Below are 25,988 nucleotides of genomic sequence, written 5' to 3'. Positions count from 1 at the left end.
CATGTCGAGATATGGCTCCCGAGGTTGACGACGAGTTCGGTCAGGACCTGCCCGACCCCGCAGCGGGCAGCCATGTCGAGGACGGCGTGGTGGAGCATCCGAGCGCCGACGACTTCGGCGATGCCGCTGCCGTGGCTGCTGATCCCGACTGGTTCAAGCGCGCGGTGTTCTACGAGGTGCTGGTCCGGGCGTTCTACGACTCCAACGGAGACGGCATCGGTGACCTGCGCGGGCTGACCGAGCGGTTGGACTACCTGCAGTGGCTCGGCGTCGATTGCCTATGGCTGCCGCCGTTCTACGATTCGCCCTTGCGCGATGGTGGCTACGACATCCGGGACTTCTACAAGGTGTTGCCGGAGTTCGGCACCGTCGATGATTTCGTCGAGCTGCTCGACGCCGCACACCGGCGCGGCATTCGGGTCATCACGGACCTGGTGATGAACCACACCTCCGACAGCCACCCCTGGTTCCAGCAGTCCCGCCACGACCCGGAGGGGCCGTACGGCGACTACTACGTGTGGAGTGACACCAGCGAGCGGTACGCCGACGCCCGGATCATCTTCGTCGACACCGAGGAGTCCAACTGGACCTTCGACGCGGTGCGCAAGCAGTTCTACTGGCACCGGTTCTTCTCCCACCAACCCGACCTGAACTATGAGAACCCGGCGGTGCAGGAGGCGATGATCGACGCGCTGAGGTTCTGGCTGAATCTCGGCATCGACGGTTTTCGGCTGGACGCGGTGCCGTATCTGTTCGAGCGAGAAGGAACCAACTGCGAAAACCTGCCCGAGACACACGATTTCCTCAAACGTTGCCGCAAGGTGGTCGACGACGAGTTCCCGGGCAGGGTGCTGCTGGCGGAGGCCAATCAATGGCCCAGCGACGTGGTCGAGTATTTCGGTGATCCCGACACCGGTGGGGACGAGTGCCACATGGCCTTCCATTTCCCGCTGATGCCACGCATTTTCATGGCGGTGCGCCGGGAATCGCGTTTTCCGATTTCGGAGATCATGGCGCAGACGCCGCCGATCCCCCATCTGGCGCAGTGGGGAATCTTCCTGCGCAACCACGATGAGCTGACGCTGGAGATGGTCACCGACGACGAACGCGACTACATGTACGCCGAATACGCGAAAGATCCGCGGATGAAGGCCAACGTGGGGATCCGGCGCCGGCTGGCGCCGCTGCTGGACAAGGACCGCAACCAGATCGAACTGTTCACCGCACTGCTGCTGTCCTTACCGGGATCACCCATCCTCTACTACGGTGACGAGATAGGAATGGGCGACATCATCTGGCTGGGCGACCGCGACGCGGTGCGCACGCCCATGCAGTGGACACCCGACCGCAACGCCGGTTTCTCCACCGCGAACCCCGGCCGCCTGTACCTGCCACCCATTCAAGACGCGGTCTACGGCCATCAGTCGGTCAACGTCGAAGCACAACGTGACACCTCGACGTCGCTGCTCAACTGGACCCGCACCATGCTCGCCGTTCGGCGCCGGTACGACGCATTCGCCCTCGGCGGGTTCCGCGAATTGGGCGGCTCCAACCCGTCGGTGCTGGCCTACGTGCGGGAGATGTCCGGCGAAGACGGGGACACGGTCTTATGCGTCAACAACCTGTCCCGGTTTCCCCAGCCGATCGAATTGAATCTGCAGCACTGGGACGGCCACGCGCCGGTGGAACTGACCGGTTCCGTGGAGTTCCCGCGGATCGGAAAACTCCCGTATCTGCTCACTCTGCCCGGACACGGCTTCTACTGGTTTCAACTGTGCGAGCCGAGGGGGGAGATGTCATGACCGGCGAACCGGCAGGCCTGCCGTGGGCGGAATGGCTGCCGACACGACGCTGGTACGCGGGGCGTAATCGCCACCTGGCCGGCGCGGAACCCATCCAGGTGGTGGCGTTGGGTGATCGACTGGATCTGGTCTTGATCGACGTCGACTACACCGAGGGGGCCGCCGAGCGTTACCAGGTGATCGTCAGCTGGGACGTCGACCTGCCGCCGGAGTATGCCCAGATCGCGATGATCGGAACCTACGACGGGCACACCGCCTACGACGCGTTGTACGACGCTGCGGCAACCCGATCCTTGTTGTCGCTGATCGATTCGTCGGCCACCCGCGGCGAAGTCACCTTCACACCGCAGGCGGGGGCGGCACTGCCTGTCGGGGAGCACGCGCGCGTGTCGGAAGCCGAGCAGAGCAACACCAGCGTGATCCTCGAGGAGCAAGTGGTCCTCAAGGTGTTCCGGCGGCTCAAAGACGGCATCAACCCCGACATCGAATTGAACGCGGCACTGGGTCAGGCGGCCAATCCGCACGTGCCGAAACTGTTGGGCTCCTACCAGATCGAGTTGCCCAGCGACTCCGGAACCGAGCCCTACGCGCTGGGCATGATCAGCGAGTACGCGATGAACTCGGCCGAGGGCTGGGCGATGGCCACCGCCAGTGTGCGTGACCTCTTCGCCGAAGCCGACCTGTACGCCTACGAAGTGGGCGGCGACTTTGCCGGCGAGTCCTACCGACTCGGTGAGGCCGTCGCGTCGGTGCACCGGACGCTGGCCGACAGCTTGGGGACCTCGCAGGCGGTATTCCCGGCGGAGGCCCTGTTGGCGCGGCTGTCGGCAACAGCGGAGACGGTGCCGGAAGTACGGCCGCACGTCGCCGCCATCCAACAGCGATTCCATGCCCTGGCCGGGCAGACGATCACGGTGCAACGAGTCCACGGTGACCTGCATCTGGGCCAGGTGCTGCGCACCCCGAACGGTTGGCTGCTGATCGATTTCGAGGGAGAACCCGGCGCGCCGTTGCCCGAACGCCGGAGGCCGGACTCGCCGCTGCGGGATGTCGCGGGCGTGCTGCGGTCCTACGAGTACGCCGCCTACGGGAAATTGGCCGATCTGTCCCGCGATGGACAGGACAGGCAATTGGCCACCCGTGCCCGCGAATGGCTGGACCGCTGCCGCAGTGCCTTCTGCGAGGGCTACGGCGCCGAATCCGGTGCCGACCCCCGTGACTCAGCGGCGCTGCTGGCCGCCTATGAAGTCGACAAGGCGGTCTATGAAGCCGGCTACGAAGCCCGGCACCGGCCCGGCTGGCTGCCGATTCCGCTGCGGGCGCTGACTCGCCTGACCGCGCGGTGATCGCAAGCGCGGCGGAGCCGGGCGAAGCGGGTCACCGCCATCAGCCCGCGTGACGGCATCACTGGTCAAGTACGAGCCACAGCGCAGCTAGCGCGGGAAGCACCAGCACGGCTGAGGCCGGACGGCCGTGGCGAGGCTCTTCGACGGCGTCCACGCCACCGAGGTTGCCGGCGCCGCCGCCGCGGTAATCGACGGCATCGGTGTTGAGTATCTCGCGCCACCGGCCGACTGAGGGCAGCCCGAGCTGGTAGTTGGCGTGCGCCACACCGGAGAAGTTGAACACGGCGGCCAGCACCGATCCATCGGCGCCGTAACGCAGGAAGCTCAGCACGTTGTTCGCGGAGTCGTTGGCGTCGATCCAGGAATAGCCCGCCGGGGTGATGTCTTGGCTCCACAACGCGGGACTGCTGCGGTAGACGGTGTTGAGATCGCGTGTCAGGCACAGGATTCCAGCGGAGAATCCGCCTTCCTCAAGTTCTGGGTCGAGCTGAAACCAGTCCAGCCCCCGCTGCTCGGACCACTCGGCGCGCTGACCGAACTCCTGGCCCATGAACAACAGCTGCTTGCCCGGGTGGGCCCACTGGTAGGCCAGCAGACTGCGTACCCCGGCCGCCTTTGCGTGATCGTCACCCGGCATCCGGCTCCACAGCGTGCCCTTGCCGTGCACTACTTCGTCATGGCTGATGGGCAGCACGAAGTTCTCGCTGTAGGCGTACAGCATCGAGAAGGTCATCTCGTGATGATGGTAGGAGCGGTGCACCGGGTCATGACCGAGAAAGGCCAGGGTGTCGTGCATCCAGCCCATATTCCACTTCATCGAAAAGCCCAGCCCACCAAGGCTGGTCGGTCGTGACACGCCGGGCCACGAAGTCGACTCCTCGGCGATGGTGACGATACCGGGCGCGACCCGGTGAGCCGTCGCGTTCATCTCCTGCAGGAACTGCACCGCCTCCAGGTTCTCTCGGCCGCCGTGGACGTTGGGCGTCCAACCGCCTGCGGGGCGCGAGTAATCCAGGTAGAGCATCGACGCGACGGCATCCACTCGTAGCCCGTCGATATGAAACTCGGTGAGCCAATACAGCGCGTTGGCCACCAGGAAGTTGCGCACCTCCGGGCGGCCGAAGTCGAAGACATAGGTGCCCCAGTCGAGTTGCTCACCACGGCGCGGATCAGCGTGCTCGTATAACGGGGTGCCGTCGAACCGGCCCAACGCCCAGGCATCTTTCGGGAAGTGTGCCGGCACCCAGTCCACGATGACTCCGATCCCGGCGCGATGCAGCGCGTCGACCAACACACGGAAGTCATCGGGCGTGCCGAATCGGGCGGTGGGTGCGTAGTACGAGGTGACCTGATACCCCCAGGATCCACCGAACGGATGCTCAGCAACCGGAAGAAGTTCGATATGGGTGAATCCATGTTCCACAACATAATCCGTCAACTCGGTGGCGAGCTGACGGTAGCTCAGACCCGGACGCCAGGACCCGAGGTGCACCTCGTAGGTGCTCATCGGTTCGATGGTCGGATTCCGGTTCGCACGCCGTCTCATCCATTCGCCGTCACTCCAGGCATAACGGCTGGTGACCACGCGAGACGCGGTGTGCGGCGGAGTTTCGGCGGCGAACGCCATCGGATCAGCCCGCTCGGTGACCACATCGTCTGCCCCGTGAACCCGGAACTTGTACAGGCCGTCGATCGGAAATCCCGGCCAGAACAGTTCCCACACACCGGAAGAGCCGAGCGCCCGCATCGGCGCACCGGCGCCCTCCCACCCGGTGATATCACTGATCAGACCGACTCCCCTGGCGTTTGGCGCCCACACCGCGAACGACACCCCGGTCACCGTCCCGTCTGCAGTGGTGAACGTGCGGGGATGGGCACCGAGCACCTCCCACAGTCGTTCGTGTCGTCCCTCGCCGAACAGGTGCAGGTCGACCTCGCCCAGGGTGGGCAGAAAACGATATCCGTCGGCCACGACCTGCGGCTCTTCGCCGGCATACGCGATTTGCAGTCGATAGTCGATCAGGCCGGCGAACGGCAACGTCGTGGCGAACAACCCGTCGGCCAGGTGCTGCATCGGCAACCGGTCGCCACCCACCAGGACCGTCACGGCATCCGCGCCCGGCCGCAGGGCCCGGATCACGGTGCGTTCACCGTCGTCGTGCGCGCCGAGGATGGCGTGCGGATCGTGATACACGCCGGCCGTCAAACGGTCGACGTCCTCGGCATCAACCGCAAGTCGGTGCTTACCGTGTTTACTCCGTGTCATCGGGCCTCACCTCACAAGCCTGGCTCGCGCGTCGGCATTCATCGCCGGCATATTGACGATATGGGCGACCGCTCGGCTCGGGTCGAGTCGCACGTAATTCTCCTGACCCCACTGGTATTCCTCCCCGCTGATCTCGTCGCGCACCCAGAACCGCTGGTATGACTCCATACCCAGCGCCGCCATGTCCAGCGACAACGTCGCCTCTTCGGCGGCGAAGGCGTTCAACGTCACCACCACCAGCACCGTGTCACCGCCGGCCGGGTCGAACTTGCTGTAGGCCAGCAGCGCATCGTTGTCCACGTGATGAAAACGCAGGGTGCGCAGTTGCTGCAGCGCAGGATGGCGACGGCGAATGGCGTTGAGGCGCGCGATGAACGGCTCCAGCGATCTGCCCTCTTCCAGGGCGGTGGCGAAATCACGTGGACGCAGTTCGTACTTCTCCGAATGAAGGTATTCCTCGCTTCCGTCGCGCAACGCCTGGTGCTCGAACAACTCATAGCCGGAGTACACCCCCCACGACGGTCCCATCGTCGCCGCCAGCACCGCCCGGATCGCGAACATGCCCGGCCCGTGATGCTGCAGACTGGCGTGCAGGATGTCCGGCGTGTTGACGAACAGATTCGGACGGCGAAAATCCGCGAATTCGGCGATCTCCTCGCCGAACTCGACGAGTTCGGACTTGGACGTGCGCCAGGTGAAGTAGGTGTACGACTGGGTGAAGCCGAGCTTGGCCAGGCCGTACTGGCGTGCCGGCGGAGTGAACGCCTCGGACAAGAACAACACGTCGGGATCGGTGGCCTTCACCCTCGCGATCAACCACGCCCAGAAGCCCGGCGGTTTGGTGTGTGGATTGTCTACCCGAAATGCCCTGACCCCGTGCTCGATCCAGAGCTGCACCACTCGAAGCACCTCGGCATACAGGCCGGCGGGATCGTTGTCGAAGTTCACCGGGTAGATATCCTGGTATTTCTTCGGCGGATTCTCCGCATAGGCGATCGTCCCGTCCGGCAACTCGGTGAACCACTGGCGGTGCCGGCGGACCCACGGGTGATCGGGCGCGCACTGCAACGCCAGATCCAAGGCCACCTCCAAGCCGAGTTCGCGTGCCCGAGCGACGAATCGGTCGAAATCGTCGAACGATCCCAGGGCTGGGTGCACGGCGTCGTGACCGCCCTCGTCGCTGCCGATCGCCCACGGTGAACCCACGTCGCCAGGTTCGGCGACAGTGCTGTTGTCACGGCCCTTTCGGTGAACCTTTCCGATCGGGTGGATCGGCGGCAGGTAGACCACGTCGAACCCCATCTGGACGATGCGCGGTAGCGCCGACGCCGCAGTGGCCAGCGTGCCGTGCACCGGGTGGCCTGCGGCATCCCATCCGCCGGTGGAGCGGGGGAACATCTCATACCAGGCGCCGAACCGGGCCAGCGGTCGATCCACCCAAACCCGATACTGCTGTCCCCGGGTCAACAGGTCGCGAAGTGGGTAACACGTGACCAGCTCGGTGACCTCATGCGACAACGCCGGCGCCGACCGGGTCATCGGATCGCCGGGATCGCGCAACGCCGCGGCAGCCGCCAGCAGAGGCTCGCGCTTGCTGCGCGGCACCCCTGCGGCCGCACGGTCGAACAGCTCGGCGCCGATCAACAAGTCGTTGGACAGTTCAGCCTCGCCCTGACCGGCGTCCAGCTTCGCAACCACCGCGTCGCGCCAGCTGCGGATCGAATCGCTCCACCCGTCAACCCGGAAAGCCCACAACCCGACCCGGTCCGGAACGAACTGGCCGTGAAAGACGTACGGTTGCGCCCCGGTCCTCATCGGAACCAGCAGCGGTTTCACCCGCGGGGATGCCGCAACGGCGTCCTGCTCGTCCCCGCGCGTACCCGACGGCGCCGGGTAATCACGACCGAGGTAGCGCACCACCAGGGTCGCCGCGACGACGTCGTGCCCCTCACGCCAGGCCGTGGCGACGACCGGCACCACCTCCCCGACCACCGCCTTGGCGGGTTGCCTGCCGCAGGACACAACCGGCGTAACGCCATCGACCTCGATTCGGCCCGGCACCCACCACCCCGTTCGTCGGTTCCTGTTCCGACAGGGGGTACCCGCAGCGACGTGAAGCTACCCGCGCGGCAGCCCGAGCAGCCGTTCGGCGGCCAGAGTCAACAGAATCTGCTCGGTGCCACCGGCGATCGACAGGCAACGGGTGTTGAGGAAGTCGTGCACCTCACGCCCGGCCACGGCGCCGGCCCCGTCGGTCACATCCATCCGGTATTCGGCCAGCTGTTGGCGATAACGCACCCCGATCAGCTTGCGCACCGAAGACTCCGAGCCGGGGTCCTGGCCGCCGACCGCGAGCTGGGCGATGCGCTGATCCAGCAGCGAACCCGCCTGGGCGGCGAGGATCAGCCGGGCCAGCCGGTCGGCGGTGGCGGTGTCGGTCTCCCGATCGGCTTCCCCGCCGAACAGGACTTGCAGCAGTTCCTCCATCGGGTTGCCCAGCGCAGTGCCACCGGCGATCGCGACCCGCTCGTTGGCCAGTGTGGTGCGGGCCAGCCGCCAGCCGTCGTTGACCCCGCCGACCACCATCTCATCGGGCACGAACACGTCGTCGAGGAAGACCTCGTTGAACAGGGCATCACCGGTGATCTCGCGCAGCGGCCGGATATCGATGCCCTCGGCGGCCATGTCGAGCAGGAAGTAGGTGATGCCCTTGTGTTTGGGCGCGTCGGCGTCCGTTCTGGCCAGGCAGATACCCCACTGCGAATCGTCCGCCCGCGAGGTCCACACCTTCTGCCCGGTCAGTCGCCAGCCGCCGTCGACCTTCACCGCCTTGGTGCGCAGCGCCGCCAGGTCCGAGCCTGCGCCCGGCTCGGAGAACAGCTGGCACCAGAACACCTCGCCGGTCAGGGTGGCCGGGATGAAACGCTCGATCTGTTCGGGTGTGCCGTGCTCGAGGATGGTGGGCGCCGCCCACCAACCGATCACCAGGTCGGGGCGTCCGACACCGGCCGCAGCGAGCTCCTGGTCGATCACCAACTGTTCGCCCGCACCCGCCGCGCGCCCGTACGGCGCCGGCCAGTGCGGCGCCAGCAGGCCGGATTCGGCCAGTGCCACCTGGCGCTGCTCGTCGGGTAGCGCGGCGATCCGGGCTGCCTCCGCGGCGATCTCGGGCCGGATGTCGCTCACCGCGTCGTCCTGGCCGAGGTCCACCTCCAGCCGGCGCCGCACCCCGGCCCGGGTCAGTGCGGCCGTACGACGCAGCCAGCGCTGTTCGCCGCCCAGCGCCTGGCCGATGCCGTAGGCGCGGCGCAGATACAGGTGTGCGTCGTGCTCCCAGGTGATGCCGATGCCGCCGAGCACCTGGATGCAGTCCTTGGCGTTGGCCTTGGCGGCGTCGATGCAGATGGCGGCCGCTACCGCGGCAGCGATCGCGAACTGCTGGTCATCGGGGTCAGCCGCGGCGCGAGCCACATCACTGGCGGCTACCGCGGCCTGTTCGGCCCTGCACAGCATCTCGGCACACAGGTGCTTGACGGCCTGGAAACTGCCGATCGGCTTGCCGAACTGCTCGCGCACCTTCGCGTAGGCGACGGCGGTGTCCAGCGCCCAGCGGGCGACGCCGGCCGCCTCGGCGGACAGCACCGTGACCGCCAGGCTCTCCACCCGGCTCCCCGCTTCGAGCACCACTGCCGGCGCCGCGGTCAACGTCACCTTCGCCAGCGGCCGGGAGAAGTCGGTGGCCGTCAGCGGCTCGACGGCTACCCCGTCGGCCCGCGCGTCCACCAGCACCCAGTTCTGGCCGGCCGGCAGCACCAACAGCGCGTCGCCGGTCGCCCCCAGCACCCGCTCGGCGGTGCCGGTCACTTGGCCGGCCGCGGCGTCGAAGCGCACCGTCGCAGCGTCGGCGTCGATCGAAACCCCGGCGACCCGTTCGCCTCCCGCCAGGGCTTCGGCCAGCTGCGGATCGGCGACCACCAGGGTGGCCAGCGCGGTGCTCGCCACCGGGCCGGGAACCAGTGCCTTGGCGGCCTCGTCGACCATCGCGCAGAGGTCTTCGAGCCGGCCGCCGGCGCCCCCGCACTCCTCGGCTACGGCAACCCCGAACAGGCCCAGATCGGCCAGGCGGGCGAAAACCGGCTTCCAGGCACCGGTTTCGCCCAGTTCCACGGCACGAATCGCCTCCGCGCTGCCCGCCGTGGCGGCCCAGTCGCGGACCAGGTCACGGGCGGCGAGCTGTTCGTCGTTGATGGTCACCGGCACGCTGGGCTCCTCGGGGTTATAACGGTGGTGAACTTCAGCAGTGAGGAAGTCCACCACACTCACTAGAACGTGTTCTAATAGTGCCAGCGTCCAGGCGTCAAGTCGAACCGTTGTGGCAGGACACGTCACGTCCCGCCGCTGTTGGGAGTGAGAGATTCAGCTACGCGATACGTATCCTTACTGGCGAGTAGGCCGACTGAAGGAGTTGCTCACCACATGTCGTCACCAGCCGACAGCAATCGAGGGCGCGGATCGAGCACCCAGCCCCGCGAGGTCACCAGCGTGGCTGTGCTGACCGAGTCCGACCTCGGCTCCGAGGCGCAGCGGGAACGCCGCAAACGCATCTTGGACGCGACGCTGGCGATCGCCTCCAAGGGCGGCTACGACGCGGTGCAGATGCGTGCGGTGGCCGACCGCGCCGACGTCGCCGTCGGCACCCTGTATCGATACTTTCCGTCGAAAGTCCACCTGCTGGTCTCGGCGATGGGCCGCGAGATCGCACGTGTCGACACCAAGACCGATCCGGTGACGTACGCCGAAACCAGCCGGCACCAGCGGCTCAACCTGGTGGTCAACAAGCTCAACCGTGCCATGCAGCGCAACCCGCTGCTCACCGAGGCCATGACCAGGGCGTACGTCTTCGCCGACGCGTCGGCCGCCGGTGAGGTCGACCACGTCCAGAAGCTGATCGACTCGATGTTCGCCGGGGCGATGAGCGACGGCGAGCCGACCGAGGAGCAGTACCACATCTCCCGGGTGATCTCCGACGTGTGGTTGTCCAACCTGCTCGCCTGGCTGACCCGGCGGGCCTCAGCCACCGACTTCAGCACGCGACTCGACCTGGCGGTCCGGTTGCTGATCGGCGACGACGACAGTCCCAAGGTTTAGCCGATTCGCCGATGCGCCTCAAGCCCGGCAGGCCCGATATCGGCCAGTATGCGCACCGGTTCGCGGTGCCGGCGGCCGCGCCGGATGCACCACTGTCGGTGACGTGGCTCGGCGTGACCAGCATGCTGATCGACGACGGGTCGTCGGCGCTGATGACCGACGGCTACTTCTCGCGGCCCGGTCTGGCCCGGGTGGCACTAGGCAAGGTGTCGCCGTCGGCAGCCCGCGTCGACGGCTGCCTGGCCCGGGCCGGAGCGCGCCAGCTGGCCGCAGTGATCCCACTGCACAGCCACATCGACCACGCGCTGGATTCCGCGGTGGTGGCCGAACGCACCGGCGCAGCCCTGATCGGCGGCGAGTCCACCGCCAATATCGGCCGGGGCCAAGGACTTTCGGATGACAGGATAATCGTCGCGACGCCCGGAGAACCCATCACCGTGGGCGCCTACGAGGTCACTCTGGTCGAGTCGCGGCACTGCCCGCCGGACCGGTTCCCCGGCGTCATCACCACCGCGGTGGTACCGCCGGTGAAGGCCTCGGCCTACAAATGCGGTGAGGCATGGTCGGCGCTGGTGACCCACCGGCCTTCGGGGCGACGGCTGCTGACCGTGGGCAGCGCCGGCTTCATTCCGGGCGCATTGGCGGGCCGCACCGCCGAGGTGGTCTACCTGGGTATCGGCCAGCTCGGCATTCAGCCCCGGCAGTATCTGGTCGACTACTGGAACGAGACGGTGCGAGCGGTGGGTGCTTCGACCGTGGTGGCGACCCACTGGGATGACTTCTTCCGCCCGCTGTCAAAGCCGTTGCGCGCCTTACCGTATGCCGGCGACGACCTGAACTTCTCGATGCGGGTTCTCAGCGAGTTGGCCGAGGCCGACGGCGTTGCCCTGCACCTGCCCACGGTGTGGCGGCGCGAAGACCCGTGGACCTGAACCCTGCCCTTGCGCTGCTGCTGCTCGCGGTGGTTCTGGCGTTCGCGGTGGCCCGTCCGCGGGGGTGGCCAGAGGTGGTCGCAGCGGTGCCCGCAGCAGCCATCCTGGTCGGGACCGGCGCGATCTCGCTGCACGACGCGGCCGCCGAAGCCGCCACCCTGCTTCGGGTCGTCGCGTTCCTGGGTGCGGTGCTGGTGCTGGCGCAGCTCTGCGACGACGAGGGCCTGTTCGAGGCCGCCGGAGCGGCCATGGCGCGTGGCGACGTGGGACCCCCACAGCACCTACTGCGCCGGGTGTTCGTCATCGCGGCCACCATCACCGCGGTACTGAGCCTGGACGCGACGGTGGTGCTACTGACCCCGGTGGTGCTGATGATGGCCCGCCGCCGTCGCGCGCCGATACGCCCGCATGCCTACGCGACCGCACACCTGGCCAACACCGCATCACTGCTGCTTCCGGTGTCCAACCTGACCAACCTGCTGGCGTTCCACCAGACCGGTCTGTCGTTTGCGAAGTTCACCGCGCTGATGGCGGCACCGTGGCTCGCCGCGACGGCCGTCGTCTATCTGATCTTCCGGTGGTTTTTCCGCGCCGATCTGCGCGCGACGCCGGTGCACCGCCACGCCGGCCCGCCACCGCCGATCCCGGTGTTCGTGCTGGCCGTGCTGGGTCTGACGCTGGCTGGTTTCGTGGTCGCCGAGACGTTCGGTGTCGCGCCGGCCTGGGCGGCGTTCGCCGGTGCCGCCGTCCTGGCTGTGCGCGGTCTGGCGTTGCGGCGCAGCACACCGGCCGGCATCCTGCGGGCCGCTAACGCGGGCTTCCTGGTGTTCGTGCTGGCCCTCGGTGTGGTGGTGCGCGCCGTCGTCGACAACGGGCTGGGCGATCGGATGAGCGCGCTGCTGCCGGCGGGCTCCGGGCTGGTGGCGCTGCTGGGTGTGGCGGCGGTGGCCGCGGTGCTGGCCAACGTGGTCAATAACCTGCCGGCAACGCTGGTGCTGGCGCCGATGGTGGCACCTGCCGGCCCGGTCGCGGTACTTGCGGTGCTGATCGGGGTCAATATCGGACCCAACCTCAGCTACACCGGTTCGCTGTCGAACTTGCTGTGGCGCCGGGTGCTGCGCAGGCACCGCGTACCGGCCGGTGTCAGCGAATACACCCGGCTGGGGTTGTGCACAGTTCCGGCGACATTGGCGGTGGCGGTGCTGGCACTGTGGGCCGGTGCGCAATTGCTGGGTGTCTAGCGTCGCCGCGGCGTCAGCGATACGCCCGCGGCAGCGGCATGCCCAGCTCGGCCAGTACCGCGCGTGTCCGCGCCGGGTAATCGGTGATGAGTCCGTCGACCCCGGCGGTAATCTGTTCGCGCATCGCATCGGCGTCGTTGACCGTCCACGGAATCACCTTGAGCCCCGCGGCATGTGCGCGGTCGACGAAGGCCCGATCCACCACCGGGTAGTCCGGGGACACGATGTCGGCGCCGACGGTCGCGGCGCCGGCGATCGGATCGGGCCCCCGCTCCCACAGCGCGACAACGGGAATGGCCGGCTCGACGGCGCGCACCAGCGACAGGGTGCGCCAGTCGAAACTCTGGATCGCGACGGCGTCCAGCTTGCCCGCGGCCCGCACCGCAGCCAGTATCACCTCTACGATCTGCTGCGGGTTCTGCGCATCGGACTTGGTCTCGATGTTGTAGCGCACGTCGGCGTGGTAGGAGTCGGCGAGCGTGAACACCTCCGGTAATGTCGCGATCACGTTGCCGTGCACCACTTCCGCGTCGGGGAACTCCGGTAGCGGCTTGCCGCAGTCCAGTGTGCGTAGCTGTGCCAGGGTGAGGTCAGCCACCCGCTTGCCCACGTACGGGTGGTGCGGGTCGCCGGCGAAGGCCGGCCCGGTGTCGGCACACTTGGCCGGCTCGATCACCGGGTCGTGCCACACCAGTGGTTGGTTGTCGCGGGTCAGTACGACATCGAATTCCAGTGTGGTGACGCCTAATCGAATCGACTTGGCAAAAGCCCGCAGTGACTCCTCGGTGGTTTCGCCGCGACCGCCGCGATGCGCCTGCAGATCGAATGTCGCCGGCTGTGCCGCAGCCGGCGGGCCGACGAGCACCGCAACCACCGCTACCATCGCGGTGGTTGCGCGGCGAATCACCGCCGCTGACGGGCGATCTCGGCCAGCACCACTCCGGCAGCCACCGAGGCGTTCAGCGACTCGGTGGGCCCGGCCATCGGAATCGACACGATGGCGTCGCAGTTCTGCCGGACCAGCCGGGACAGGCCCTTGCCCTCGGAGCCGACGACCAGCACCATCGGGCCGGTGCCGTCCAACTCTTCGACGACGGTGTCGCCACCGGCGTCCAAACCGACCACCTGCAGGCCGCGATCGGCCCACGCCTTGAGGGTTTGGTTCAGGTTGGGTGCGCGCCCAACCCGGATCCGTGCTGCCGCACCGGCACTGGTGCGCCAAGCCACCGCGGTCACCGACGCCGACCGACGCTGCGGGATGAGCACGCCGTGCCCGCCGAATGCCGCCGCCGATCGCACGATGGCGCCGAGGTTGCGCGGATCGGAGATGTTGTCCAAGGCGACCAGCAGCGCGGGCGCCACGTCTTGCCGCGCGGCGGCGAGCAGGTCGTCGGGGTGCGCGTAGTTGTAGGGCGGAACCTGCAGCGCGATGCCCTGATGCAGGCCGTTGGTGGTCATCTTGTCCAGATCCGACCGGGGGACCTCCAGGATCGGCAAGCCGGAATCTGCTGCCCGGGTTACTGATTCGGTCAGCCGCTCGTCCGCTTCGGCACCGAGCGCCACGTACAGCGCGTTGGCCGGGATCCCCGCCCGCAGGCATTCCAGTACGGGGTTGCGGCCCAGCACCGTTTCGTTCTCGTCGGTGCGCTTGGTGGTCCGGTATACCCGCTGCTTGGTTGCGCGTTTGGCGGCTTTTGCGGCCGGGTGATAGTCCCGCTGGTGTGCGGGTGGGGTGGCGCCGCGGCCCTCGAGCCCTCGGCGGCGCTGACCGCCGGAGCCGACGGTGGGGCCCTTCTTGGTCCCGGGTTTGCGCACGGCGCCCTTGCGCTTGGAGTTGCCGGCCATCTATCCCGTCCCGTCTACCAGTAGCGACCACTGCGGGCCGTCCCCGGTGTCGGTGACGTCGATCCCAGCGTCTTTGAGCCTGCCGCGGATCTCGTCGGCCAGCGCCCAGTCTTGTTCGGCTCGTGCGTTCGCCCGGCGTTGCAGCTCCGCGCGCACCAGCACGTCGACCGCCGCCAGCGCCGCCGAGGTCTCGTCGCGCGACTCCCAGCGTTCGTCGAGCGGGTCGCAGCCCAACACCCCCATCATTGCCCTGATGGCACCGGCGGCGGCCAGGGCACCGTCGTGGTCGCCGGCGTCCAGGGCCCGATTGCCCTCCGCGCGGGACCGGTGCACCTCGGCCAGTGCGATCGGCACCGAAAGGTCGTCGTCGAGCGCGGCGGCGAACCGCGGCGTCCAGCAGCCGGGGACCACCGTGCCCGCCCGGTTGCGCACCCGGTGCAGGAAGTCCTCGATGCCGACGTAGGCGTTGACGGCGTCGTGCAGGGCGTTCTCGGAGAACTCCAGCATCGAACGGTAGTGCGCGCTGCCCAGGTAGTAGCGCAGCTCGGCGGGGCGGACCCGTTGCAGCACAGCCGACATCGACAAGACGTTGCCCAGCGACTTGCTCATCTTCTCGCCACCCAGGGTGACCCAGCCGTTGTGCAGCCAATAGTTGGCGAACCCGTCGCCGGCGGCACGACTCTGGGCGATCTCGTTCTCATGGTGCGGGAAGATGAGATCCATCCCGCCACAGTGGATGTCGAACTGCGGGCCGAGGTAGGAGCGGGCCATCGCCGAACATTCCAGGTGCCAGCCGGGGCGACCCGGCCCCCAGGGCGTCGGCCAGCTGGGTTCACCGGGTTTGGCGCCTTTCCACAGCGTGAAATCGCGCGGATCGCGTTTGCCGGTGGCCGCCCCCTCGCCCTGGTGCACGTCGTCGATCCGGTGACCGGACAATTGGCCGTAGTCGGGGTAGCTGAGGACGTCGAAGTACACGTCGCCGCCGCCGGTATAGGCGTGGCCCGAGTCGATCAGCCGCTCGATCAGCTCGACCATCTGGGTGATGTGCCCGGTGGCGCGCGGCTCCGCCGACGGCGGCAGCACGCCCAGCGCGTCGTAGGCGGCAGTGAACTCCCGTTCGTGGACGGCAGCCCACTCCCACCAGGGCCGGCCCGCCGCGGCGGCCTTGTTGAGGATCTTGTCGTCGATGTCGGTCACGTTGCGTACGAAGGCGACGTCGTAGCCGCGGGCGGTCAGCCACCGGCGCAGCACATCGAACGCCACACCACTGCGGACGTGACCGATGTGCGGCGGGGCCTGAACGGTCGCACCGCACAGATAGATCGACACATGGCCGGGCCGCAGCGGAACGAAATCACGAACGGCGCCGGTTGCCGTGTCGTGCAGCCTCAAGCTGGGGCGATCGGTCACGGCGGGCCAGCTTACCGGTCCCGGTGGCTAGCAACGGTCGCGACCGTCTCTACCAGGTATTTCCCAGGAACGGATACCCATTACCGTATCGGTGGACAGGTGGTCACCGGTCGCATATATTGCGGAAGTGAGCAGACGTCTGGCGGCAGCCTCGGGAGCCCTTCTAGCTGCGGCCGCAATCGCTTCGGCAGGCACCGTGTACGCCGAGGAACCCAATGACCAGGGCGCGCAGGGATCTTCCCAGGCGCCTGCTGGGGCGAATCTGGCCGGCGCGGTACAGCCGGCCGAACCCGGCATGCCGGGTCCGGCCGATGCCGGCACGCTGGCACCGCCCGCTGCCGGCCCGGCGCACCCGCACGCTGCGGGCCCGGCCAACGACGACACGGCGAAGCCGGCTGACGACGAGGCGACACACCCCGGCGACGACGGTGGGGCGGCGGCAGCTGCTCCGGCCGCTGCCGGCGGCATGGGCGGGATGGGGTCCTCCATCGGCATGTCGATGGCGATGATGGGCCCGATGATGGCGATGTACGTGCCGATGATGGGTTTGCCGCTGCTGATGAACGGTCTGGGCGGCCTGGGCGCCGCTCCGTCTACCGGCGCGGACGTCGCAGCCACCGGTGCGGACGCCGCAGCCACGGGCGCGGCTGCCGCAACCGCCGGTTCGGCCGCGGCCACCGACGCTCTTGGCCTGCCAACGTCGGTTGCCAGCGACCTGTCCAACCTCGACCTGACCCCGAACCTCGACGCCGGGGGTTTGGCGGATGTGACCACAGACGCCTTGGCCAACTCGCTGACCAGCCTGCCGCTCGACGCGCCGCTGCCCGATGTACCGCTCGACGTCGATCCGACCGCGCTGACCGATACCCTGGGCGACGTGCTGCCGGGTATCGCCGCCGACACCGGCGCTACCGTCGGCACGGAGGCCGCTGGCAGTGGCGTGTGCCTGGGCCTTGCCTTCCTCGGCCTCTGCTAACCCCCACCACGCGAATTACCGCGGCACCACCAGCGCGGTAGCGACCGCGGCCAGGCCTTCACCCCGGCCGGTCAGCCCGAGTCCGTCGGTGGTGGTCGCTGACACCGACACCGGTGCGCCCAACAGTTCGGACAGCAGCGCCTGTGCCTCGGCACGGCGCGGTCCCACCTTCGGCCGGTTCCCGATGACCTGCACCGCGGCATTCCCGAGCAGGAAGTCGCTGTCGCTGAGCAGGCCGCGCACATGGCCCAGCATCACAGCCCCGGTTGCCCCGGCCCAGCGTGGATCGTCGACGCCGAAAACCGCGCCCAGGTCTCCCAACCCTGCCGCGGAGAGCAGCGCGTCGCACAGCGCGTGTACAGCGACGTCGCCGTCGGAGTGCCCGGCGCAGCCGTCGGCGTCGGGAAAGAGTAATCCCAGCAGCCAGCAGGGTCGCCCCGGCTCGATCGGATGCACATCGGTGCCCAGCCCGACCCGCGGCAGCACACTCACCGGCTCACCACCGCCTCGGCGAGCATCGCGTCCAACGCGGTGGTGATCTTGAAAGCCAGCGGATCGCCGTCGACGATCTGGACCTGGCCGCCGATGTGCTCGACCATCGATGCGTCGTCGGTGAACTGCGTCCGTTCACCGGCCTGCTGATAGGCGCGCAACAGTAGGTCGGCGGCGAACCCCTGCGGGGTCTGCACCGCCCGCAGGCCGGCCCGCTCCGGCGTGCCCAGCACCACCCCGTTGGCGTCGACCGCCTTGATGGTGTCCGACACCGGCAGCGCGGGGACCACCGCCCGGTGCCCGGCGCGCAACGCCTCGACGACCCGTACCACCAGGGATGGTGGGGTCAACGGCCGTGCGGCGTCGTGGACCAGGACGAACTCGGGTGCTCCGGCACTCTCCAGCGCCAACCGGACCGAATCGACCCGGTTCGCGCCACCGGCGACGACGGCGGCCTTACTTCCGAGGATCAGCTTGGCCTCATCGGTGCGATCCGGCGGCACCGCGACCACCACCTGGTCGACGACGCCGGATTCCCGCAGGCCGGCCACAGCGCGCTCGACCAGGGTCTGCCCGCCGAGTAGAAAGAACGCCTTCGGAACGCCGGCACCGAGCCGCACACCCGAGCCCGCGGCCGGAACCACGGCTACTGTGCTTGCCACCGATACCCCGGCGACTCAGGACGCCGCGGCCAGCACCTCGTCGAGGATGATCTCCGCTTTGGCGTCGTCGGTGTTCTCGGCCAGCGCCAGCTCACCGACCAGGATCTGACGTGCCTTGGCCAGCATCCGCTTCTCGCCGGCGGACAGGCCGCGCTCCTGGTCGCGACGCCACAGGTCACGAACGACTTCAGCTACCTTGTGCACATCCCCGGAGGCGAGCTTCTCCAGGTTGGCCTTGTAACGGCGCGACCAGTTGGTCGGCTCTTCGGTGTGCGGGGCGCGTAGTACCTGGAAGACCTTGTCCAGACCCTCCTGGCCGACGACGTCACGCACGCCGACGTATTCGGCATTTTCAGCGGGAACTCGAACGGTGAGGTCACCCTGTGCCACCTTGAGGACCAGATAGTCCTTCGGCTCGCCTTTGATGGTCCGGGATTCGATCGCCTCGATTAACGCTGCACCGTGGTGTGGATATACGACGGTGTCTCCGACCTTAAAGATCATCTGATTTGAGCCCCTTTCGCTACCCCATCCTAACACGTCGCCCAGACACCGGACGATCAACGGTGCAGGTCAGGGGCATCGCAGCCATGGGCGGGGGCTTGACAGCAACGATAAACCATGCATGACGTGGGCCACTGCGGGCCGGTTCGGGGCGGTCCATCACCAGCTGAAGCGAGGCCCCAACCCTGAGCTACCGCCGCTACCAGCGTGCTACTACAGTCCATAGTCACAAACCGCAGCGCCGAGCAGGAGGCCTCAAGTGAACCGGTTCAACAGGGTCGTCACCGCGTTGGCCGTGGCCGCGGCACTCGCCGGGTGCGGCACCGGCCAGATCTCCCAGACCGCCGATCAGGCGTCCGCGGTCAACGGCGCTTCGGCCACCGTCGGCGATCTGGCGCTGCGTGACGTGCGCATCCAGGCGGTGCAGACCGGCGACGCGCTGGAGGCCGGCCAGACGGTCGATCTGGTGTTCGTCGCCAGCAACCAGTCGATTGACACCGGCGACGAACTCACCGAGATCCGCACCTCAGTCGGCAATGTGTCGGTGACCGGCGGCAGGTCGGTGCCCGCCGGCGGCGTCCTGGTCGTCAGCGCCCCGGCCGGCCCGGACCTGCCGACGGCACCTGCCTCCAGGGCGCTGCCCGAGGTCACCGACGCCAGCACCGCGGCGGCCACGGTGACACTGGACAAGGCGATATCCAACGGGCTGACCTACGACTTCACCTTCGACTTCAAGAAGGCCGGCCCGATCCGCCTGGCCGTGCCGATCTCGGCCGGCGGACTTTCGCACCACTGACTCCCGCGCCGCTGCCCGGCAGTGCCGGACACGCGTCGTCGGACACGCGTCGTCGGACACGCGTTGACGGACACGCGTTGTCGGACCCACCCGATACGGTCAGCAGGTGGCCAGAACCTCCAAGGCTCGTTCGCTGTATCGCTGTTCGGAATGCGGGAACACCTGCGCGAAATGGCTGGGTCGCTGCCCGGAGTGCGGCAGCTGGGGCGGCATTGATCCGGTAGCCGAATCAGCCGCACCGCCGAACGGCCTGCAGGCGGCCACACCGGCCCGGCCCGCGGTTCCGATCAGCTCCATCCCGGCGGGCTGCGCTCGCCACCAGCAGACCGGTGTGGCCGAACTCGACCGGGTGCTGGGCGGCGGAGTGGTCCCCGGCTCGGTGACATTGCTGGCCGGCGACCCCGGCGTCGGAAAGTCCACGCTGCTGCTCGAGGTCGCGCACCAGTGGGCGCTGGCGGGGCGGCGGGCGCTGTACATCTCCGGCGAGGAGTCCGGCGGCCAGATCCGGCTGCGCGCCGAACGCACCGGGTGCAGCCACGACGAGATCTACCTGGCCGCCGAATCAGACCTGCAGACCGTGCTCGGCCACATCGAGGCGGTGCGGCCGACCTTGGTGGTGGTGGACTCGGTGCAGACCATCGCTGCCGCCGACACCGACGGCGTAGCCGGCGGGGTCACCCAGGTGCGTGCCGTCACCGCCGCACTGACCGCGGCTGCCAGGAGTGCGGACGTGGCGCTGGTCCTCGTCGGTCATGTGACCAAGGACGGTGCGATCGCCGGACCGCGCTCACTGGAACACCTCGTCGACGTGGTGCTGCATTTCGACGGCGACCGTGATTCGGCGTTGCGGATGGTGCGGGCTGTGAAGAACCGCTTCGGCGCCACCGACGAGGTGGGCTGTTTCCTGCTCCGCGACAGCGGCATCGAGGGGATCGCCGATCCGTCCGGGCTGTTCTTGGACCAGCGCAGCGAACCGGTGCCCGGTACCGCGATCACCGTCGCGCTGGACGGCAAGCGCCCGCTGATCGGTGAGGTACAGGCGCTGCTGGCCAACCCGGCGGGCGGGTCACCGCGCCGGGCGGTCAGCGGCATCGACTACTCCCGGGCCGCGATGATCACCGCGGTGCTCGACAAGCACGCGAAGCTGCCGATCGCGGCAGCCGACATCTACCTGTCCACCGTGGGCGGCATGCGGTTGACCGATCCGTCGACCGATCTGGCCGTCGCCATCGCCCTGGCGTCGGCGTATGCGGGCCTGCCGCTGCCCGCGACCACCGTGGTGGTCGGCGAGGTGGGCCTGGCCGGCGACCTGCGTCCGATCAGCGGGATGGATCGTCGATTGACCGAGGCGGCCCGGCTCGGCTTCACCACCGCGCTGACACCGCCGGGCGCCCCGGCCACCGTGGGTGGCCTGCGCACCGTCGCGGCGGCCAATATCGTTGCGGCGCTGCACCACCTGGTCGACATCGCTGATCATCGCGCCGACAGGCCTGCGCCGCCACAGCTACTGCGACGGGTCTAGGGCGAATACGGCGACCCGCCGCACCCGGCTCCGCCGCGCTTGCGATCGCCTGGGGCAAATACGGCGATCAGTTGCCCGGCGGCGGCGCCTCCGGTCCCGGGACGCCGTCGACCGGCGGTGGCGCGTCCGGCGAGGGCTCGGTCAGCATGAATGGCACCGTCGCGGATCGCAGATTGCCCAATTGAACGACGAGGTTGTAGATGCCCGGACCGATCGACTGTCGCGGAAGCGGACATTGCGGCGCCGAACCCATACCCGTCCAGGTCACCGTGGTCGTCACCTGTTCGCCGGGATCGAAAGTCTTCACCAGGGTCTCGTTCGACGGCGCGCAGTCCAGGTTCGACCACAGCCGCTGGTTGTCCAGGGAGTAGACGTAGGCGGCCAGCACCGCCGCCCCCACATCCCGCTTGCAGGCGACCAACCCGATGTTGGTGACCACCATGGTGAACTGGGGCTGCTCCCCCACCGTGTACTGCGGACCGGTCAGACCTTTGACTGCCAGCGTCGAGTCGGGGCAGTCGTCGCCCTCCTTGAGCACCGGCGGCGGGATCACCGCTGCGGTCGGAGTCGGAGAGGGTGGTGGCGCCTGCTCGGCAGGCGGCACTACGGGCGTCTTGACCTCTTCGCCCGGGGCGCCTTGCGGCTTGGCGTGCTGCGCGGCGGTCGTCTTTTTCCCGTCGGCGTTCTCGGCGCCCGCACTGGTGTGTACGACAGCGAAGATGATGGCCGACACCACCGCGATCACCGCGACCGCGATGCCCAGCGCCAAACCACGGCGTCGCCAGTAGATCTGCGAAGGCAGCGGACCCTGCGGTTCCAAATCGAGCACGTTCTCACGGTAGGACGAGCTCACCTCGAGTTGTCCGACCTCTCTCGGCGTGTCGTTGCCGCGTTGTGACCTTCGGCGACTAATCGGCCCTAATCGCCGATATTGCCGAGATGTCCGCGCGCCGACACCCGCCCGTCCGCCAGGTGATAGGTGGCGCCGACGATGGCCAGCGTCCCCGCCGCGATCTGGTCGGCGATGACCGTCGAACGTGCAGCCAATTGCGTCACGGTCTCGTTGACGTGGCGGGCCTCGAACTCGTCGACGGCGGTCAACCCGTCACGCCGACCCAGCAGGATCGACGGCATCACCCGTTCGACGATGTCCCGCAGGTAACCACCCGGCACGGCGCCACCGTCCAACGCCGCCAGCGTCGCCTTGACCGCGCCGCAGCTGTCGTGGCCCAGCACGACGATCAGCGGCACGTCGAGCACCGCCACTCCGAACTCGATCGAACCCAGCACCGCCGAGTCGATGACGTGACCGGCGGTGCGCACCACGAACATGTCGCCCAGACCTTGGTCGAAGATCAACTCGGCGGCGACCCGGCTGTCACCGCAGCCGAACACCACCGCAGTCGGCTTCTGGCCGTTGGCCAGTGCAGCGCGGCGCGCGACGTCCTGGCTGGGGTGGCTGGGCTCGCCGGCGACGAAACGCTCGTTACCCTCCTTGAGTGCTTTCCACGCGGATATCGGATTCGAATTCGGCATATCCAACATTGTGCACGGCCCGCCGATGAGCATCGATGCCGACGACCTACTCGGCTGGTTCGACTCCGCTGAACGCGACCTGCCCTGGCGAGCCGGCGATGTGACGCCGTGGCAGATCCTGGTCAGCGAGTTCATGCTGCAGCAGACCCCGGTGGCGCGGGTGCTGCCGATCTGGCCGGATTGGGTGGCACGCTGGCCGACACCGTCGGCGACGGCGGCCGCGACCCCCGCCGACGTGCTGCGGGCCTGGGGAAAGCTCGGTTACCCCCGCCGGGCCAAGCGGCTGCACGAATGCGCGACCGTGATCGCCCGGGACTTCGCCGACGTGGTCCCCGACGACGTCGACGTCCTGCAGCAGCTACCGGGGATCGGCAGCTACACCGCGCGGGCGGTGGCCGGCTTCGCCTACCGCAAACCCGTTCCGGTGGTCGACACCAACGTGCGTCGAGTGGTGGCGCGGGCCGTGCACGGGCACGCCGATGCCGCAAGCCCGTCGGCGAAGCGCGACCACGCCGACGTCGCCGCGCTGCTGCCCGATGACGGTCGGGCCGCCCGGTTCTCCGCGGCGCTGATGGAGCTCGGAGCCATGGTGTGCACGGCCCGGGCGCCACGCTGCGACGGCTGCCCGTTGCGCTCCTGCGCGTGGCGAGACCGCGGATTCCCGCCCGGCAGCGCGCCGAAGCGACCCGTCCAACGCTACGCCGGCACTGACCGTCAGGTACGGGGCCGTCTACTGGATGTGTTGCGGGACAACGCGTTTCCGGTCACACGTGCAGAACTTGACTTGGCATGGCCGGTGGACACGGTACAGCGGGAACGCGCCCTGACCTCACTGTTGGGCGACGGGCTTGTGGAACATCTCGCCGACGACCGCTTTGCGCTGCCGGGTCAGGACAGAAACGACTCGACGGCCTCGCGGTAGACCTGCGGCGCCTCGTCGTGCACCAGATGACCGGCATCCGGGACGTGCAGATAGGTGCTGTCGAACGCGACGCGGTGCATTTCGCGCATCTGGCCGGGCGGCGTCACCGAGTTGCCGGCTTCGATCAACAATGTCGCGCAGCGCACCTCCCGCCACTGCTCCCAGTAATCGCGGGTTCCCCACTCGGCGGCGATCTGCACCCACCGTGCAGGCTGACCGTGCAGCCGCCAGCCGGTCTCGGTGCGGTCGAAAGCTTCCAGGAAGTACCGACCGGCGACCTCTCCGAATTCGGCGACCACCTCTTCTGCCCGGGCGAATTCGACCGGCAGGGCGTGCACCCACGGCTCCCACGGCCCGGTGGTACGGCCCCGGAAGTCCGGCGCCATGTCCTCCACCACCAGGGCGGAGACCAGATCGGGATGGCTTGCCGCCAGGCACCACGCGTGCAGCGCCCCCATCGAGTGACCGACCAGGCGCACCGGGCCCGGCAGCTGCTCCACCGCCACGGCCAGATCGGCTACGAAACGCTCGGTGGCGATCGGATGCGGGTCGACGACGTCGCGGCCGCGATGCCACGGCGCATCGTAGGTGTAGACCGCCCCGAACCGGGTCAGCCAGGGCAGTTGCCGAGGCCAGGTGCTGCCACGCCCCATCAACCCGTGCACCAGGACCAGCGGCGCGCCGTGCCCACCGCGATAGCTCAGCAGCTCGCTCGGGGCGGTGTCCACCCGGGGCACGGTAGCCTAGGCCGCATGTCAGTGGTGAAGATCAACGTCATCGAGGTCCCCGAGGGTGCCGGTCCGGAGGTGGAGAAGCGGTTCGCCGACCGGGTCGACACCGTGGAGAACTCCCCGGGCTTCCAGGGCTTTCAGCTGCTACGCCCGGTCAGGGGTGACAACCGCTACTTCGTGGTCACCCGATGGGAGTCCGACGAAGCGTTCGAGGCGTGGGTCCGTGACCGCTCGGAGGCAGCGCACAGCGGCTACGGCAAACCCGTCTCAACCGGCGCCGCCAACCTGGAGTTCGAGGTCGCATTGGACGTTGCGGGAACCGCCGGAACTGCCGCAAAGGCTTAGCCCGTGCGGCGCCATCTGGCGGCATGCACGACCGCTGTAGCCCTGTTGAGCCTTGTCGGCGTGTCAGCTGTCGGCTGCGCCCCCTCCCCGGCGTCGCCCGCCGACGCCGGCGACGGCGCGGTGACGATCTCGACCAAAACCCCACCGGGTCTGCGCGCCAAGCAGACCATGGACATGCTGAACTCCGATTGGCCTATCGGCCCGGTCGGGGTGGCCACTCTGGCCGCACCGGACAAGGTCGAGCAGGTCGTCACCACCATGGAATCGCTGTGGTGGGACCGACCGTTCCGCCTCGACGGCGTCGACATCCGCGCCGGCGCCGCCACCCTGCACCTGACCACCTCCTACGGCGCCCGGCAAGACGTCAGGATCCGCACCGACGACAACGGCATGGTGGATCTGTTCAAGCCGACCACCGAGGCGCCACCCATCGGTTCCTGGCATGACGTGGACGCGGTGCTGAGCCGGACCGGCGCCCGCTACTCCTACCAGGCGTCGCGCATCGAAGGCGGCGTGTGCAAGCCGGTGGCCGGCACCAACACCAGCCAGTCCCTGCCGCTGGCGTCGATCTTCAAGCTGTATGTGCTGCTGGCCGTGGCCGATGAGGTGAAGGCCGGGACGGTGTCCTGGGACGATCCGCTGACCATCACCGGCCGGGCCAAGGTGGTCGGCTCGTCCGGGCTGGAGGAACTGCCCGACGGCGCCCATGTATCGGTTCGCAAGGCCGCCGAGAAGATGATCGCCACCAGCGACAACATGGCGACCGACCTGCTGATCGACCACGTGGGAACCCGTGCTGTCGAGCGGGCGCTGGCGGTGGCCGGCCACCACGACCCGGCCAGCATGACGCCGTTTCCCACCATGTACGAACTGTTCTCGGTGGGCTGGGGCAAACCCGACCTGCGCGAGCAATGGCAGCACGGCTCACCCCAGGAGCGGGCAAAGCTGCTGCGGCAGGCCGACTCTCGGCCGTACGAGCCGGATCCGATCCGCGCGCACGTTCCGGCGTCGGCATACGGCGCCGAGTGGTACGGCAGCGCCGAGGACATCTGCCGGGTGCACGTCGCGCTGCAAGCCGGTGCGGTGGGCAAGGCCGCGCCGGTCAAGGAGATCCTCTCCGCGGTCCGCGGCATCGACCTGAAACGCGCCGACTGGCCCTACATCGGCTCGAAAGCCGGCGGCCTGCCCGGCGACCTGACCTTCAGCTGGTACGCCATCGACCGGGCCGGGCAGCCGTGGGTGGTCAGTTTCCAGCTCAACTGGCCACGTGACCACGGCAAGAGCGTCGGCAGCTGGATGCTGCAGATCGCCAAGCAGGCTTTCGGCCTGCTGCCCGTAGGGCACTGAACCCGGCGGTTCAGCGAGGCCCGACGAAGGAGAGCCGAAGCTGGGACCGCCGCATAAACCCGCCGAACACGCACAAAAGCCCCCGATTCCCTCTTTGCCAGTCTGGTTGTGAGTCAGTCGGCTCGCATTCAGTGGAGGGAGTGGTCGTTGTCGATCAGTGCAGGG

At 68.3% G+C, this 25,988-nt stretch carries 23 protein-coding genes; 11 read left to right on the top strand and 12 right to left on the bottom strand.

What is annotated here, in order from left to right; translation table 11 throughout:
* Positions 1-11 precede the first annotated feature (11 nt).
* Together treS and ACZYY4_RS00110 are read left to right on the top strand one after the other, a co-directional pair.
* Entirely contained in the window at positions 12-1,802 is a 1,791-nt protein-coding gene (gene treS, locus ACZYY4_RS00115) for a maltose alpha-D-glucosyltransferase (RefSeq protein WP_463807381.1), read from the top strand.
* The gene (locus ACZYY4_RS00110; RefSeq protein ID WP_463807380.1) at positions 1,799-3,148 is read left to right on the top strand and encodes a maltokinase N-terminal cap-like domain-containing protein; all 1,350 of its coding nucleotides are present in this window, start codon (positions 1,799-1,801) and stop codon (positions 3,146-3,148) included. Before treS ends, ACZYY4_RS00110 begins: the two co-directional genes overlap by 4 nt.
* Before the next feature lie 58 nt (positions 3,149-3,206).
* Here the strand turns inward: ACZYY4_RS00110 and glgB are convergent, their stop codons facing one another.
* The 3 genes from glgB to ACZYY4_RS00095 are packed head-to-tail and all read right to left on the bottom strand — an operon-like array spanning position 3,207 to position 9,674.
* On the bottom strand, positions 3,207-5,414 hold the full coding sequence (gene glgB, locus ACZYY4_RS00105) for a 1,4-alpha-glucan branching protein GlgB (protein WP_463807379.1): 2,208 nt from the start codon (positions 5,412-5,414) through the stop codon (positions 3,207-3,209).
* Between the two features lie 6 nt (positions 5,415-5,420).
* A complete protein-coding gene (locus tag ACZYY4_RS00100) occupies positions 5,421-7,475 on the bottom strand; it encodes an alpha-1,4-glucan--maltose-1-phosphate maltosyltransferase (protein WP_463807377.1) in 2,055 nt (684 codons plus the stop codon).
* A gap of 57 nt (positions 7,476-7,532) precedes the next feature.
* Entirely contained in the window at positions 7,533-9,674 is a 2,142-nt protein-coding gene (locus ACZYY4_RS00095) for an acyl-CoA dehydrogenase family protein (RefSeq protein WP_463807925.1), read from the bottom strand.
* A gap of 282 nt (positions 9,675-9,956) precedes the next feature.
* On the opposite strand from ACZYY4_RS00095, the gene kstR reads away from it, so the two are divergent.
* Genes kstR through ACZYY4_RS00080 form a run of 3 tightly spaced genes read left to right on the top strand, consistent with a single transcriptional unit; the run spans position 9,957 to position 12,735 of the window.
* A complete protein-coding gene (gene kstR, locus ACZYY4_RS00090) occupies positions 9,957-10,562 on the top strand; it encodes a cholesterol catabolism transcriptional regulator KstR (RefSeq protein WP_463807376.1) in 606 nt (201 codons plus the stop codon).
* Positions 10,563-10,573: 11 nt separating this feature from the next.
* Positions 10,574-11,494 (top strand): MBL fold metallo-hydrolase, encoded by a 921-nt coding sequence (locus ACZYY4_RS00085; RefSeq protein ID WP_463807375.1) that lies wholly within the window; start codon positions 10,574-10,576, stop codon positions 11,492-11,494.
* A complete protein-coding gene (locus ACZYY4_RS00080) occupies positions 11,491-12,735 on the top strand; it encodes an SLC13 family permease (RefSeq protein ID WP_463807924.1) in 1,245 nt (414 codons plus the stop codon). Before ACZYY4_RS00085 ends, ACZYY4_RS00080 begins: the two co-directional genes overlap by 4 nt.
* Positions 12,736-12,748: 13 nt before the next feature.
* On the opposite strand, the gene ACZYY4_RS00075 is transcribed toward ACZYY4_RS00080, so the two are convergent.
* The 3 genes from ACZYY4_RS00075 to cysS are packed head-to-tail and all read right to left on the bottom strand — an operon-like array spanning position 12,749 to position 15,990.
* Positions 12,749-13,618: a glycerophosphodiester phosphodiesterase family protein gene (locus tag ACZYY4_RS00075; RefSeq protein WP_463807923.1), complete on the bottom strand. Its 870-nt coding sequence runs from the start codon at positions 13,616-13,618 to the stop codon at positions 12,749-12,751.
* Positions 13,619-13,638: 20 nt separating this feature from the next.
* A complete protein-coding gene (rlmB, locus tag ACZYY4_RS00070) occupies positions 13,639-14,580 on the bottom strand; it encodes a 23S rRNA (guanosine(2251)-2'-O)-methyltransferase RlmB (protein WP_463807374.1) in 942 nt (313 codons plus the stop codon).
* Positions 14,581-15,990, bottom strand: a complete 1,410-nt coding sequence (gene cysS, locus ACZYY4_RS00065) for a cysteine--tRNA ligase (RefSeq protein WP_463807373.1) — start codon at positions 15,988-15,990, stop codon at positions 14,581-14,583.
* Positions 15,991-16,117: 127 nt separating this feature from the next.
* Here cysS and ACZYY4_RS00060 point away from each other — a divergent pair, with 127 nt between their 5' ends.
* Positions 16,118-16,966, top strand: coding sequence for a hypothetical protein (locus ACZYY4_RS00060; protein ID WP_463807372.1), 849 nt, complete (start codon positions 16,118-16,120; stop codon positions 16,964-16,966).
* Between the two features lie 15 nt (positions 16,967-16,981).
* On the opposite strand, the gene ispF is transcribed toward ACZYY4_RS00060, so the two are convergent.
* Genes ispF through carD form a run of 3 tightly spaced genes read right to left on the bottom strand, consistent with a single transcriptional unit; the run spans position 16,982 to position 18,624 of the window.
* Positions 16,982-17,458: a 2-C-methyl-D-erythritol 2,4-cyclodiphosphate synthase gene (ispF, locus tag ACZYY4_RS00055; RefSeq protein ID WP_463807371.1), complete on the bottom strand. Its 477-nt coding sequence runs from the start codon at positions 17,456-17,458 to the stop codon at positions 16,982-16,984.
* Complete coding sequence (gene ispD / locus ACZYY4_RS00050; RefSeq protein ID WP_463807370.1) at positions 17,455-18,120, bottom strand: 2-C-methyl-D-erythritol 4-phosphate cytidylyltransferase; 666 nt, start codon at positions 18,118-18,120, stop codon at positions 17,455-17,457. Before ispD ends, ispF begins: the two co-directional genes overlap by 4 nt.
* A gap of 15 nt (positions 18,121-18,135) precedes the next feature.
* Positions 18,136-18,624 carry an RNA polymerase-binding transcription factor CarD gene (gene carD, locus ACZYY4_RS00045; RefSeq protein ID WP_463807369.1) on the bottom strand — a complete coding sequence of 163 codons (489 nt, stop codon included), beginning with the start codon at positions 18,622-18,624 and terminating at the stop codon, positions 18,136-18,138.
* A gap of 259 nt (positions 18,625-18,883) precedes the next feature.
* On the opposite strand from carD, the gene ACZYY4_RS00040 reads away from it, so the two are divergent.
* Together ACZYY4_RS00040 and radA are read left to right on the top strand one after the other, a co-directional pair.
* Positions 18,884-19,420: a copper chaperone PCu(A)C domain-containing protein gene (locus tag ACZYY4_RS00040; protein WP_463807368.1), complete on the top strand. Its 537-nt coding sequence runs from the start codon at positions 18,884-18,886 to the stop codon at positions 19,418-19,420.
* A gap of 106 nt (positions 19,421-19,526) precedes the next feature.
* The gene (gene radA / locus ACZYY4_RS00035) at positions 19,527-20,942 is read left to right on the top strand and encodes a DNA repair protein RadA (protein ID WP_463807367.1); all 1,416 of its coding nucleotides are present in this window, start codon (positions 19,527-19,529) and stop codon (positions 20,940-20,942) included.
* Between the two features lie 67 nt (positions 20,943-21,009).
* On the opposite strand, the gene ACZYY4_RS00030 is transcribed toward radA, so the two are convergent.
* Together ACZYY4_RS00030 and ACZYY4_RS00025 are read right to left on the bottom strand one after the other, a co-directional pair.
* Positions 21,010-21,771, bottom strand: a complete 762-nt coding sequence (locus ACZYY4_RS00030) for a hypothetical protein (RefSeq protein WP_463807366.1) — start codon at positions 21,769-21,771, stop codon at positions 21,010-21,012.
* A gap of 89 nt (positions 21,772-21,860) precedes the next feature.
* The gene (locus ACZYY4_RS00025; RefSeq protein ID WP_463807365.1) at positions 21,861-22,478 is read right to left on the bottom strand and encodes a carbonic anhydrase; all 618 of its coding nucleotides are present in this window, start codon (positions 22,476-22,478) and stop codon (positions 21,861-21,863) included.
* Positions 22,479-22,503: 25 nt separating this feature from the next.
* Between ACZYY4_RS00025 and ACZYY4_RS00020 the strand changes: the two genes are divergently transcribed.
* A complete protein-coding gene (locus tag ACZYY4_RS00020; RefSeq protein WP_463807364.1) occupies positions 22,504-23,400 on the top strand; it encodes an HhH-GPD family protein in 897 nt (298 codons plus the stop codon).
* Here ACZYY4_RS00020 and ACZYY4_RS00015 read toward each other — a convergent pair.
* Positions 23,367-24,053, bottom strand: a complete 687-nt coding sequence (locus ACZYY4_RS00015) for an alpha/beta fold hydrolase (protein ID WP_463807922.1) — start codon at positions 24,051-24,053, stop codon at positions 23,367-23,369. The two genes, ACZYY4_RS00020 and ACZYY4_RS00015, sit on opposite strands and share 34 nt — an antisense overlap.
* Before the next feature lie 99 nt (positions 24,054-24,152).
* On the opposite strand from ACZYY4_RS00015, the gene ACZYY4_RS00010 reads away from it, so the two are divergent.
* Complete coding sequence (locus tag ACZYY4_RS00010; RefSeq protein ID WP_463807363.1) at positions 24,153-24,476, top strand: antibiotic biosynthesis monooxygenase family protein; 324 nt, start codon at positions 24,153-24,155, stop codon at positions 24,474-24,476.
* Between the two features lie 3 nt (positions 24,477-24,479).
* Positions 24,480-25,823: a serine hydrolase gene (locus ACZYY4_RS00005; RefSeq protein ID WP_463807362.1), complete on the top strand. Its 1,344-nt coding sequence runs from the start codon at positions 24,480-24,482 to the stop codon at positions 25,821-25,823.
* Positions 25,824-25,988 lie beyond the last annotated feature (165 nt).

Source organism: Mycobacterium sp. IDUB_21 (assembly GCF_055419425.1).
The sequence above is the reverse complement of the archived record's forward strand: the minus strand, read 5'-3'. Positions and strand labels throughout refer to the sequence as shown.